Annotated in this window: 12 protein-coding genes; 8 read left to right on the plus strand and 4 right to left on the minus strand. The window is 53.0% G+C overall.

The genetic code is table 11. From position 1 onward, the window contains the following. The first annotated feature begins 1 nt into the window (after position 1). From ACOZB4_RS17640 to ACOZB4_RS17650, 3 genes are read left to right on the plus strand one after another with little or no spacing between them, the layout of a single operon-like run. Positions 2 to 1,822, plus strand: a complete 1,821-nt coding sequence (locus ACOZB4_RS17640) for a hypothetical protein (RefSeq protein ID WP_379406752.1) — start codon at positions 2 to 4, stop codon at positions 1,820 to 1,822. Positions 1,823 to 1,840: 18 nt separating this feature from the next. Next, the gene (locus ACOZB4_RS17645; protein ID WP_379406753.1) at positions 1,841 to 2,977 is read left to right on the plus strand and encodes a glycoside hydrolase family 88 protein; all 1,137 of its coding nucleotides are present in this window, start codon (positions 1,841 to 1,843) and stop codon (positions 2,975 to 2,977) included. 48 nt (positions 2,978 to 3,025) lie between these two features. Beyond that, positions 3,026 to 4,912, plus strand: a complete 1,887-nt coding sequence (locus ACOZB4_RS17650) for a DUF2264 domain-containing protein (protein ID WP_379406754.1) — start codon at positions 3,026 to 3,028, stop codon at positions 4,910 to 4,912. Positions 4,913 to 5,060: 148 nt separating this feature from the next. On the opposite strand, the gene ACOZB4_RS17655 is transcribed toward ACOZB4_RS17650, so the two are convergent. Next, positions 5,061 to 5,768: a hypothetical protein gene (locus ACOZB4_RS17655; protein WP_076325580.1), complete on the minus strand. Its 708-nt coding sequence runs from the start codon at positions 5,766 to 5,768 to the stop codon at positions 5,061 to 5,063. A gap of 285 nt (positions 5,769 to 6,053) precedes the next feature. On the opposite strand from ACOZB4_RS17655, the gene ilvA reads away from it, so the two are divergent. Beyond that, positions 6,054 to 7,319, plus strand: coding sequence for a threonine ammonia-lyase IlvA (gene ilvA / locus ACOZB4_RS17660; protein ID WP_379406855.1), 1,266 nt, complete (start codon positions 6,054 to 6,056; stop codon positions 7,317 to 7,319). A 141-nt stretch (positions 7,320 to 7,460) separates the two neighbouring features. On the opposite strand, the gene ACOZB4_RS17665 is transcribed toward ilvA, so the two are convergent. From ACOZB4_RS17665 to ACOZB4_RS17675, 3 genes are all read right to left on the minus strand, one after another. Beyond that, positions 7,461 to 8,399 (minus strand): hypothetical protein, encoded by a 939-nt coding sequence (locus ACOZB4_RS17665; RefSeq protein WP_379406755.1) that lies wholly within the window; start codon positions 8,397 to 8,399, stop codon positions 7,461 to 7,463. A gap of 126 nt (positions 8,400 to 8,525) precedes the next feature. Next, entirely contained in the window at positions 8,526 to 9,188 is a 663-nt protein-coding gene (locus ACOZB4_RS17670; RefSeq protein WP_379406756.1) for a DUF1129 family protein, read from the minus strand. Between the two features lie 2 nt (positions 9,189 to 9,190). Further along, complete coding sequence (locus ACOZB4_RS17675; protein WP_379406757.1) at positions 9,191 to 9,526, minus strand: PadR family transcriptional regulator; 336 nt, start codon at positions 9,524 to 9,526, stop codon at positions 9,191 to 9,193. Between the two features lie 412 nt (positions 9,527 to 9,938). Between ACOZB4_RS17675 and ACOZB4_RS17680 the strand changes: the two genes are divergently transcribed. The 4 genes from ACOZB4_RS17680 to ACOZB4_RS17695 all read left to right on the plus strand — a co-directional run. Beyond that, positions 9,939 to 10,193, plus strand: a complete 255-nt coding sequence (locus ACOZB4_RS17680) for a hypothetical protein (protein WP_339292428.1) — start codon at positions 9,939 to 9,941, stop codon at positions 10,191 to 10,193. Between the two features lie 391 nt (positions 10,194 to 10,584). Continuing rightward, a complete protein-coding gene (locus tag ACOZB4_RS17685; protein WP_379406758.1) occupies positions 10,585 to 11,412 on the plus strand; it encodes an alpha/beta hydrolase in 828 nt (275 codons plus the stop codon). Between the two features lie 77 nt (positions 11,413 to 11,489). Continuing rightward, positions 11,490 to 12,266 (plus strand): DODA-type extradiol aromatic ring-opening family dioxygenase, encoded by a 777-nt coding sequence (locus tag ACOZB4_RS17690; protein WP_379406759.1) that lies wholly within the window; start codon positions 11,490 to 11,492, stop codon positions 12,264 to 12,266. A 38-nt stretch (positions 12,267 to 12,304) separates the two neighbouring features. After that, on the plus strand, positions 12,305 to 12,614 hold a 310-nt coding region (locus tag ACOZB4_RS17695; protein ID WP_422759582.1), incomplete at its 3' end, for a hypothetical protein.

The raw sequence follows: 12,614 nt of genomic DNA on the forward strand, positions 1-12,614 counted from the left end.
GATGAACAGGATACAGGAGCTGACAACGATCGTGAACGGGATGGCTCCCGCCGATCTGCGAATGTATTACCAAGGCGGGGACCAGAGGTCCTTCTGGGAAGGCATCCGGCTAAGCGAAGATTACGAGCAGGACGTATCCGAGATTCGCGAGGAAGGGGAACGGCTGCTGTCTGTTCCGAACCCGCCGCTGACGTATGACTTATTCATCCGGTTTGCCCGGCAGGGAACGAGGCTGGATTATGAAAAGGTTTATTTCGAGCGAAGGCTCAGGCTGAATACGTTTGCCCTGCTGACCCTTCTCGAGCCGGATAAGGAAGCGTATCGGACGGCTCTTCAGGAGATGATCTGGTCTATCTGCGAAGAGTATACCTGGTGTTTGCCGGCGCATCTCAACGCGGAATCGCCGGGCGGCATCAAGGGGACGATTGATCTGTTCAGCGCCGAGACCGGGTTTACCCTCAGCGAAATCCGCGTGCTGCTGCGGGACCATCTGCCCTCGCTGCTGACCTCAAGAATCGGGGAGGAGGTTGAAGAGCGGTTGTTCATCCCTTTCCTGAGCCAAGAGCACGGCTGGGAGACGGCAACACACAATTGGTCTGCCGTCTGTGCCGGCTCCATCGGCTCCGCCGCGCTGCTGCTTATGGAAAGCGGGGAATCTCTAGCGAAGGTTCTGCTGAAGACGGAGCAGTGCATGGACTATTACCTGCAGGGCTTTGGTGCCGATGGAGCCTGTCTGGAAGGGTTGGGATACTGGAATTACGGGTTCGGTTATTTTGTGTATTACGCCGATTTGCTGCGCAAGCGCAGCAGGGGCGCGTTGGACTGGTTCCTGGCGGAGAAGGTCGGCCGTATCGCCTTGTTTCAGCAGCAGGGCTTTTTAGGAGGCAAGGCCGTCGTCAATTTCTCCGATTCGCAGCCGGAAAACACGGTACATCTCGGCTTGTCTCATTATCTGGCCGGATTGTACGCAGACATCGAGTCTCCGCCGCAGTCTCTCCGGTCGGGTTACCGTGACGATCATTGCAGCCGCTGGGCTCCGGCTTTGCGCAACCTGATCTGGCGGGATCCTTTGATGGCGGGAAGCGATTGGGAAGAGGCAAGTTATTATTTGCCCGATGCCCAGTGGCTGATCTCCCGCAGCTCATATGGAGACCAAGTATATGCGTTTGCCGCCAAGGGTGGTAGCAATCACGAACCGCACAACCATAATGATCTCGGGCATTTTATCCTGTACGGCGCCGGGGAAGTATGGTGCTCGGACCTCGGCTGCGGCGAGTATACGGCGGAATATTTCGGCGAAGGACGATATGGCTACGACTGCAACGGTTCCCAAGGCCACTCCGTGCCAATCATCGACGGCCATTATCAGCAAGAGGGCCCGGATAGCGCCGCGGTTGTATTGCAAGCGTTGACGGGTGAAGCCGTAGATCGGCTACGGCTTGAACTGACCTCGGCCTACCGCGTTCCTGCGCTTCGGGCATTCACAAGGACGCTGGAGTGGAGCAAGGAGGGGCATCGGCCGGAACTGACGCTGAGTGACCTGTTCACGTTCGATTCGCCCCCAAGCAGCTTGGTGGAGCGGATTGTCACCCGGATACAGCCCGAGCTGGAGCTGCTCGATGGCCGGTGGGTTGTCGTGTTAAGGGCAGCGGGAGCTGATGGCCTGCTGATCCACTATGACAACGAGCTGGTGGAGCCAGAACTGACAAGCCATGTTTTCCGTGATCACTTCGGCAAGGAAGCGGCTTGGTATGCCGTAGATTTTAAAGTGAAGGCCCTTGGCTTGCATGCGAATATTGACTTCAGATTTCAATTCATATGAACAGAGGAGTGGAGAGGAATGAAAACGGAGATCGCTTTGGATTGGTTGACGGAGGCCTGGGAGAGATCGCTTGCGAAGACGCGGCGAAACGTAACGCGGATTGGGGCAGGGTTTCCGCATGCCAGCCAGAATGGAGCCTACGAGTTGGAACCGCCGCATTGGTGGACGGCCGGCTTCTGGCCTGGGATGCTGTGGCTTCTGTACAATGACAGTGGCCAATCGGAGTTTAGAACCACCGCCGAGCAGTGCGAGCTCATTCTGGATGACGTGCTGAACCAATATGTACGCCTGGATCACGATCTTGGCTTCATGTGGACGTTGACGAGCATGGCTTCCTATAAGCTAACCGGCAGCGAAGAGTCCAAGGTGCGCGCGCTCAAGGCAGCCAACTACCTGGCTGCACGCTTCAACCTGAAGGGCCAATATATTCGAGCCTGGAATCCGTGGTCTGAAGGGGAGGATAACGCCGGGCTTGCCATCATCGATTGCGCCATGAATACGCCCCTATTGTTTCTGGCGTCGCATATCAGCGGCGATCCCCGCTACCGGCATATTGCCGAAGCGCATATGGAAACGGTGGTCCGGGACTTCGTCCGGCCGGATGGCTCCGTCTATCATATCGTTCGATACGATCCGGTAACCGGTGAACGCCTGGAAGGGATCGGCGGGCAGGGTTTTGCGCCGGAATCCGCCTGGTCCAGGGGAACGGCGTGGGCGATCTACGGCTTGACGCTTGCCTACCATCATACAGGCAAGTCGGTATACCTCGACACGGCCAAAACGGTTGCGCATTTCTTCCTGGCGAATCTGCCGGAAGACCATGTGCCGTTCTGGGATTTCCGCGCGCCGGATGAAGCCCGCATATACCGGGATTCTTCCGCTGGTGCCTGCGCCGCAAGCGGGCTGCTGCTGCTGGCCGACAAGGTGGAGCCGGGACAGGCGGCCGTATATCGGACATCCGCGGTCCGGATTCTGGAATCGCTGTACCGGAATTACGGCACATGGGACAACGATGGGGAGGAAGGCTTGATTCTTCACGGGACCAGCCACTATCCGGAGGGCAAGAATATCGACGTGCCCCTGATTTACGGCGACTTTTTCTTTGTGGAGGGACTGGCGCGGCTGAGAGGGAAGGGGCCGTTTTACTGGGAATAACGGAGATTGAATAAAAGAGGCATTCCGGAAATGGAGTGAGCATTTAAGATGAGTATACAGGTTACTGGGAATCCCGAGGGCGGCTTGATCCATCCGGTTGCCCGGAATCCGCTACAAACAAGAGAGGATGTGCAGGAAGCACTTACCCAACTGCTCGAGCCTCTGAATAAATATTACAGCGAGGGCCGCGCACGATTAATTCTCGACCGTTTGGGCGTCGACGCCTATGCCGATATTGCGGAGATGGAAGGCTTCTCTCGCGTGCTGTGGGGGCTCGTACCCGCCGTTGCCGGGGGATCCCATGGGGATCTGTGGGAGCTGTGCCTGCATGGGATACGCTCAGGGACGGATCCGGAGCATGCGGAGTACTGGGGGAAGGTTAACGACTATGATCAACGTCTGGTGGAAATGGCGGTATTCGGATTGGCCTTCAGCCTGATTCCGGAGCGGATCTTGCAGCCGCTGAGCGATGCGGAGAAGTCTAATCTCTATCAGTGGCTCGATCAGATCAACCATCACCCTTGCCATGATTGCAATTGGCTATTCTTCCATGTCCTTGTCAATGTCGGTTTCCTCAAGGCGGGATTGCCGTACGATGCCGGGCAGCTGGAGAAAAATCTCCAACGAATTGAGGAGTTCTATCTGGATGCAGGCTGGTATAGCGACGGAATCGGGGGGCACAGCGATTACTACGTGCCGTATGCTTTCCATTTCTATGGTCTGATCTATGCGCAGCTGATGGAGGATCAAGATCCTGAGCGTGCCGGACGTTTCAGGGAGCGGGCGGCGTTGTTTGCCCAAGATTTCGTCCACTGGTTTGCCCCCGACGGGGCGGCTGTTCCTTACGGGCGCAGCTTGACATATCGCTTTGCCCAGTCTGCCTTCTGGTCGGCTGCGGCCTATACAGGGCTGGAAGGGTTTAGTCCTGGCCAGCTGAAGGGGCTGGTCCTTAGAAATCTCAGATGGTGGTTTCAGCGGCCTATTTTTTACCGGGACGGCGTGTTGACAGTGGGTTACGCTTACCCAAACCGAATCATGTCGGAGAACTATAACGCCGCCGGTTCCGTGTACTGGTCGCTGAAGACGTTCCTGATCCTGGCTCTGCCGGATAGCCATCCGTTCTGGACGGCCGAGGAGCAGGAGCTGGCGGAGACGGGACGCATCTCGGTGCAGGAGCATGCACATCTGGTGCTTTGCCGTGAGGCGCAGACCGGCCATGTGGCCGCATTCAATACGGGCCATCCATCTACCAACGAGCATACGCATACTTCCGCCAAGTACGAGAAGTTTGTATACTCTACCGCCTTTGCGTTCAGCGTTCCGAGAGCGGAATGGGGGCTGGCCCAGGGAGCTTTTGATTCCATGCTGGCCCTTAGCGAGGGCGATCGACTGTTCCGGGTCAAACGCTTATGCGAGGAGACGCGGATACAGGAGCATGTGCTGTATGCACAATGGAAGCCATGGAGGGATGTGGAGGTACGAACATGGCTAGCGGCGGGACTGCCTTGGCATATTCGCATCCATCGGATCAGCACGGGAAGGAGTCTCGATGCTGCGGAAGGCGGGTTTGCGTTGGGCTTAGGTTTCCTGCATAGCTCCCGAGCGGGAGATGGAGCAGCTTCGGCTTCCGGCACTTTCGGCACCAGCGCCATCTATGGCATGCTCGGTTACGATACGGCAGAGCTCATCTATCCCCATGCAAATACCAATCTTCTGCGTCCCTGCACCGTCATTCCTACGTTAAGGGCGGCGCTCGAACCCGGAACCCATTGGCTCATATCGGCCGTGCATGGCACCCCCAGCGCTCCCGGCACTCCCGCCATTGAGGAGCCTTCCATGGAAGACGTGAAAGAGGGGCTGGGCGTCGAGATCTTGCAGCGTCAGATTACAATCACCATGCAGACGGGGAAAGTCATCGTGATTCCGATGGACTAACAAGCAGATGGTCTCACCCTAACAGGTATGAAGCAGTGGTTTGTCAGAGCTAATATAGATCATACAGATAGACAGGCGAAAGCCGGGGGTCATTAACCCCCGGCTTTCAATATCATGGAATTCCGCCCGCGCGAATCATCGCAAGGACTTATTTTGTCAAATAGGAACTGGTCAGAGGAACAAACAGGGAAGTGCCCGGACCTTCCTCAACGATCTCCACAAAAATAAAATCGGCAGCCGATACATCGACGTCTACGCCGACCAGGCCATCTTCAGCAGCCAGGGACACCTTTTTGAGCGTTGAGTTGTTGTGGTCCATAATGACGATTTCTTGCGCACCGCCAGTCACGGCCAGCTCAAGATGCAGTTTGGCATATTTTTTACCCGTCATGATCTGGAAGCTGTTGCCTTGTTTGGCCGAATCGGTATGTAAATAAACGTCTTTATAATCCTTGCCTTTGTAGACCGTATCGCTGGAATCTTTGGTGTGCCAGGCTGATGTCCCCAATACGGAGGCTCCGAGCGAGCTTAATGATAATGGACTGGAGGTTTCGGATGGCGATCCCTGATTGCCGCCAATCAGTACTGAAGAAGTTGCGCTGTCATAACGAATGTCGATGTCCATCAGATCGCCTACAGCTCGCACAGGCAAGTACGTCGTGCCGTTGTAGGTGATCGGCAGCACGGTTTTGCCGTTTGCGTCTTTCGGCGTTACCACCGTACCGTTTAACTTCAGGGAAATCTTGCTGTTCAAATAGGCTTTGATTGGCTCCAAAGCTGACGACGCCATAGCGCCTGTACCGATCCCCAGCGTGAGCGTACCCGCCAATAACCCATACAATACTTTCTTCTTCATTAAAACCCCTCCCAAAATTTAGGTTAATTTTCATGCTTTATAGTAGTAAAGTATCAAAAGGAAGTCAACCCTCTTTAAAGGGAAGGTCCGATCCTTCATAGCCATATACGGGTATCAGCTGTGCATTCGGGCTATGTTGGTTGCGAAAATGACTCTTTTACGAAAGCTTGCCAGAAAAGGGCGAGATATTTTCATGAAAAGTGATACAATGATAGAAATACGTAAATAAGGGTAGCGGAAGGATCAACGTTTACCTGGCAGCGAAGTGGGAGTGTGATCGAGAGAATGGAAGAGACGTATACGGCAAAACGGGCAGTCAGCATGGAGGACATCGTACGCGCACACCACGTGCTTCGTGAAGTGATCGTGCGGACACCGCTGCAGCGGGACGCTGTGCTATCGGCAAAGTATGACTGCGAAGTGTATTTGAAACGGGAGGACTTGCAGGTGGTTCGCTCCTTCAAGATCCGTGGCGCTTACAATATGATTCGCAGCTTGTCGGATGAGGAACGGGGCAACGGAATTGTGTGCGCCAGTGCGGGAAACCATGCGCAAGGGGTAGCTTTCTCCTGTAATGCGCTGAATATTAAAGGCAAGATTTATATGCCGAGTACGACCCCGAATCAGAAGGTGAAGCAGGTGAAGCGTTTTGGCGGGGGCAGTGTTGAGGTCATTCTGATAGGGGATACCTTTGACGATGCTTATGCTGAAGCGATCAAGGCCTGCGATGAGTATGGCATGACCTTTATTCACCCGTTTGATGAAGCGAAGATTATCGCGGGCAATGGCACGATCGGGATGGAGGTTATGGAGGAGCTGGACGCACCGGATTATATGTTTGTTACTATTGGCGGTGGCGGTCTTGCCGCAGGCGTGGCAACGTATGTCAAAACCGTCAGCCCAGCGACGCAAGTCATTGGCGTTGAACCGCTTGGGGCCGCATCCATGATCGAATCCAAGAAGCAGGGCGAGGTCGTCACGATGCATGAGATCGACAAATTCGTGGATGGCGCCGCCGTGAAGCGTGTCGGACAGCTGACTTATGATATATGTTGCGAGTTGGTCGATGACATCGTGATGGTTCCGGAAGGAAAAGCCTGCACCACCATTCTGGAACTGTATAACGAGAATGCGATCGTTGTCGAGCCTGCCGGGTCGCTGGCCGTGGCTGCGCTGGATATGAACCGGGACCGGATTCGCGGAAAAACGGTGGTATGCATCATCAGCGGCGGCAATAACGATATCGACCGGATGCAGGAAATCAAGGAGCGCTCCTTAATATATGAAGGGCTGAAGCATTACTTCATGATTAACTTCCCGCAGCGTGCGGGAGCACTCCGCGAGTTTCTGGAAGAAGTGCTAGGTCCAGACGACGATATCGCACGCTTTGAATACACGAAGAAGCATAACAAGGAAGACGGACCTGCCCTGGTGGGTATCGAGCTGTTAAGGCCCGAGGATTACGGTCCGCTGGTGGAGCGGATGCAGCGCAAGGGTCTGGATTATACGGAGCTGAACAAGAACATGAACCTGTTCAATCTGCTGATTTAAAGAGGTACAGGCCACGATAAATAGGCACAGACCACGATCAAAAGCCGGATTCTCCTATAAACGGGAATCCGGCTTTTTTCATACCTATTCATTAAGTTGGTGATCCTGCTGAACATAGGGAATGGTTTGTGGTTCGTTCGACTAGTCGAGCGGAACCGCCTTCGCGCGATATTGCTCAACCTCCTGGGTCAGCTTGTCCTTGTTGCTCTCAAGCACTTCAGACCAGGACTTCAGCTTTTTCAGAAGAGCGCTTTTGGAGACGGCGTCGCTGTCCTTAAGGACGTTATCGAAGGCTTGCCGCACTTCCGGATCGAGCAGATTGTCCTCGTACTTGAACAGTGGCGTATTGTTGTAGCCATAGAATAAGCTTAGCTCGGTAAAACGAAGCTTCAGCTTCACATCAGCGGCCCGGTTTGATTTGGGATATGTCGTGATAAAATCCTCCTGCGCAAGTCCACGTTCAATGACCTCGGACCAAGGGATGACCAAGGCCGCATCACTGACCGCAGGCTTCTCGGACTCCACGATCATGATGTCGATATAGGCTTGAAGATCCTTATTGATGTAAGGCTTGTATGGTTTCAGTGTCGTATAGTCAATAATCGGGAAGATGACGCCTTCGGTCGTATACAGTCTGTAGCCGCTGTCTCGCAGGTTGATGAGCACCTTGCGCAGCGTGTCGTCCTTGGCTTTGTTAATGGTGGTGTTAATCGGCTCCCCGTATTTGTACAGGTTCATCAGTTTATCCTGAATGCCGATTTCATACACCTTGTCGGTTTTTGCCGGGAGCGCATCATTCATCGCGTTCTCCAGTTTGAGCACCAGCATGGTCGCCTGATACGTGGTTACGCTGCGGATATGCTTGGTGATGTAAGACTTGGCATAAGCCACATCGGATTCCTTCAGCAGTTTACTGGCTTTGTTGTACACCGCATTGCCGAAGGCGGTAGCTATGCTTGAGACGGCGGTTGAACTAGCTTGGGATACGGGTGCAGTTGCTGCGTTAGCGATGACGCCGGTCTGGATCGATAGAATAAGTGCAAGGATGGCAGCAATCGCGGATTTTTTGGATTTTGGCATATATATTCCTCCCTTACCACACATTACCCTTATCCTATCATCTTCTTTAGAACATTAGTTTACATTGATCGAAAAAATATTAAAGATTTTGTTAAGCTCCGGCCGCGAATCCATGACGAGTTTGTATTATTTGCTCGAAAAAAGAAGTTTCGTCCCGGCGATTCCGACCAGGAATATGACGAGACTGATCCATGGCGCAATCGTCAGAACCGGCAGCAGCCGTCCCAGCCACACGCCGACTACCAGAATCAATACGGTGATGGCGACATAAATCCCCATATTGCGAACATTAATCTTGCGCTTGTCCTCCTCCGGCTTGAAGGTGTCGCTTTTCATCCATCTTAACAATGCGTGGATAAGCACATAGGAACCGCCTGCTATCAAAATCAGGGTGGAAATACGTACCTGCGTCATGCGCTCAACCGGTCCCCCGGCCCACATCGTTATGAATCCGACCAGCGCTTGGACGAAGAAAAACCAGGTTAAGGCAATCCATGGGATCATGAAATGAAATTGGAGACTGCTCAGGCCTTTTATTTTTGGCAGCTGCTCCACCAGCTCCTTGCAGTAGGATTCGGGATCGCTTCCGAACACATCCTCGGCGCTCCTGCCCTTGGCTTGGGCATCCAGCAGGTGCTGTGCGATTTCAAGCAGCAGTTCCTCGCCTTTTTGCTCCTGCACGAAGCTGCTGCGGATATAGACCACCATGTCTTGGTAATAGCTAAGGTTGTCAGGCGTCATGGCATCCTGGAGTCGGTTGTTCTCTTTGATCATCTGTTTGGTATTCATCTTCACTGTCCTCCACGGGTTAGAATACGGTCCACACTATCTTTAAGCGTTCCCCAATGTTCCTTGAATTGTTGAAGAACATGCAGACCTTTATCGGTCAGATTGTAATATTTACGGGGCGGTCCCCCGGCACCGGGCGCAGGCCGCAGTGTCCCTTCGATAAGCTGGTCTTTCTGCATGCGAAGCAGCAGGGGATAAATGCTGCCTTCGCTTACAAACGTTAATCCGCTGTCTTCCAGCAGCGTGCTAATCTCATAACCATATACCTCCCGATGCTCCATAAGCGAGAGAATGCAGCCTTCGAGAATGCCTTTTAGCATTTGACTTTGGGTGGTCATGAATGGGGTTATCCTCCTTCAAGTATATTGCTATGCAAGGTAGCGGGGCGCATTTAGGCTGGGCTGCAAATGAGAATGATAAATGCCGAGTGACGAATTGACAGTGATGTCGGATGAGAGTGACAATGGCAACGGCAATAGTGAATGGCAATTTGCAATGACAATGGCGAATTACAATTGTGAATAACGAATAGCAAAACCTTGATCCCTACAAAACGGACGTCCCTTTCAGCTACCTTGTTATGCAATATATCATAACAACAGCATACTTGCAATGCAAGGTAGCTTAAATAATCCATGTCGTATTCGTGAACCAGGTATAATTCTGCCGTTCCTATTTCACAATAATAAGCATTCTGGAGCAATAGACGACCCTCTAAACACTTAGGGGTAAAAAGGAGGAGTTCTTTAGGTGAGTGCTAACTTTTATGACGATGAATTGCATGGTGGAGACGCTGTGCCGGCAAACGGGCAAGAGGTTGTTGCAGGTAACAGTGCAGCCGACGGGATGTTTGGCCAACCTGAAGGGGGATACGCCTCCGGGGATGATGAAACAGATCTGTCTGTATCAAGCTTATGGGAGAACGACCCTATTGGGAAGACCTGGATGAACGATTGGAGCGGACGAGAAGAGACCCATGCGATGTTTCGCCAGAGCTACGAGTAAGGCTGAAGATGCGGTGTGAAAGCTGATGAAGATTGAAGTGGACAAGATAAGATGCATGCTGGGGTTTGCAAAGCCGTGAGTGGAGGTTGAATGGTTCGGAGAACTGGGCGGAACTATAGTTTAGGAGAACGATGCCAAATTTGTCTGTGGTATAAGTAGTGGTTGAATGGACCGTTTTATAACCGGTGGAGCTGTAGTAGAAGGCTGCGCCACGGAATATAGCCGATTTCCACATGCTTCGGACGATCATATCTTGCTCGTAGTTTGCCGTCTGCCATTTGCGTTGACAATCCATAATCACGATGCTAAGATAGGTTTATCTAATTCATATTAAACTTATCGGAATTGTTAATATTATGATTAAGGCGTGTTATCGCAAGGAGGAATCGGCATGGAGCGGCAAATTACAATCCGGCATAATCAAGAAGAACTTACGGCAACCATCCATTACCCGTTGAAGGAATCGGCCCAAGGCGGCAGGTGCAATCGGGTACCGTTGGTCATCATCTGCCACGGCTTTGTTGGAAGCCGGATCGGCGTGGACCGGCTGTTTGTCAAAACGGCGCGTGAGTTTGCCGATGACGGGTACATGGTAATCCGGTTCGATTATATCGGATGCGGGGAGAGCTCGGGCAATTATGGAAGCGAGGGGCTCGAATCGATGATTGCCCAGACGCGTTCCGTTCTCGATTATGGACTCAGCTGTGCTGATGTCGATCCGACACGCATCACACTCATCGGACATAGCTTGGGTGGCGCCGTCGCCCTGCAGACCGCCGTTCGTGACCGGCGGGTGAAGCATCTGATTCTGTGGTCTGCGGTAGGTTATCCGTTCAACGATATCGTCAAAATCACCGGTCGCGATGTGTACGACACCTCTGTTAAGTCGGGAACCGCTGATTATTTGGGATACTCGTTTACCCCGGTCTTTTTCGATTCGTTGGCACAGGGTCAGCCATTCCAGGAAGCGATCAAGTTTACGGGCAATGTGCTGGTGATACATGGTACCTCGGATGAAGTCATTCCGGTCGATTACGCATTTTTGTACCAAAAAGTGTTCTGGATGCGCCAGGAAGGCCGCTGCGATAAGGAGATCATCTTCCAGGCCGATCACACGTATTCCGCCGGGCCTCAGCGCGAGCTGCTCCTTGAGCGGACACGGGATTGGTTGAACGAACAGGAGAACATTCAGCAGGAGTGGCAGCACTGGATGATTTAAGGGAGTTATTTGGCATATTGGGCGATTTAACGGTACAATAGAGTTGTCCCTTGATTTTGAAGCTGGAGGTGGCATCGATGACGTTACCTGCTTTATTTATTGCCCATGGTTCGCCGATGATGGCCCTGGAGGACAACGAGTACACCCGCTTCCTTGAGCAATTGGGGCGGGAGCTGCCTGTACCTAGAGGCATAGCGGTATTTTCTGCCCATTGGGACGATCCGGATCAGCGGCTGACTGAAGATGCCGTGCATGGCACGATGCATGATTTTTACGGATTTCCGGAGGAAATGTACCAGATCACGTATCCTGCCCCAGGCAGTGCGGAGCTGGCTGCTCAGATTCGTCAGCGTTTTGAGGCAAGCAATCTGCATGCCAAAGCCGTGACTGGCCGTGGACTGGACCATGGGGTATGGGTCATTCTGCGCAAAATGTACCCCGATGCGAATATTCCTGTGGTGGCCTTGTCTGTGGACTCCAAGCGCTCGCCACACGAACAATATTCCATCGGTACGATGCTGTCCGATTTGCGTGAGGAAGGCATCCTGATTATCGGGAGCGGCGGTTTGGTGCACAATCTGCGGATGGTGCATGAGAGCGACGAGTCTGATGAATGGGCGGCTGCATTCGATGAATGGATCGCGGAGCAACTGACGGAATGGAATCTGAACAATCTGTTTGCGTTTGACAAAAAAGCGCCTCATGCCAGCGATGCGGTCCCTTCTTATGGACGGGAGCATTTTGTCCCCTTGTTCTATGCAATGGGTGCTGCCGATACCGGCCGCAAGGCAAAACGATTGTTTCAATCTTACCAATATGGCAGTTTGAGTCTGAACTGCTGGTCATTCGAATAATGAGATGCCGGGCTTGGATCGCAAGCTCGGCTTTTGTTGTGTTAGAGGGGATTGTGTGTGGGATTTTCTGTTGGCGAGCGGGTCGGGGCAGTCTGTGGGGAGAAGCAGAAGATGGTGGGGGGCGTTATTGGGTAACCAGTGTACTTTGTCAGTCCGTCGGCGGCCCAGCAGTATCGGACCGCAGATCCGCTATTTTTGCTATACGCACGGTATTGCGGGAGTTATCGGACACACGATCCGTTAAGTTGCGGATCAGTGCACTTGCTCAGTCCGTAGGGGCGGCAGTATCGGACCTCAGATCCGCTATTTTTGCTATAGGCACGATATTGCGGGGTTTATCGGACACAC

Origin of the sequence: Paenibacillus sp. NPDC058898 (assembly GCF_049316025.1) — a bacterium.
Classification (GTDB): Bacteria; Bacillota; Bacilli; order Paenibacillales; family Paenibacillaceae; genus Paenibacillus_AQ.